The organism is Enterobacter sp. UNJFSC 003, from assembly GCF_036903355.1.
In the GTDB taxonomy this organism is placed as follows: Bacteria; Pseudomonadota; Gammaproteobacteria; order Enterobacterales; family Enterobacteriaceae; genus Enterobacter.
On sequence record NZ_JBAKHK010000362.1, the window covers coordinates 1 to 234 of the forward strand.

Sequence of the window (234 nt, forward strand, 5' to 3'; positions counted from 1 at the left end):
GATCAACCGTATGGGCTTTAATAATCTTGGCGTTGATAACCTCGTAGAGAACGTAAAAAAGGCCCATTATGACGGCGTCCTGGGTATTAACATCGGCAAAAATAAAGATACGCCAGTGGAGCAGGGCAAAGATGACTATCTGATTTGTATGGAAAAAATCTATGCCTATGCGGGATATATCGCCATCAATATTTCATCGCCGAATACCCCAGGATTACGCACGCTGCAATATGG

At 43.6% G+C, this 234-nt stretch carries 1 pseudogene; it reads left to right on the forward strand.

Annotation, left to right across the window (positions count from 1 at the left end):
• Window positions 1-234, forward strand: a pseudogene (locus V5P19_RS24555) (quinone-dependent dihydroorotate dehydrogenase); the annotation flags it as partial.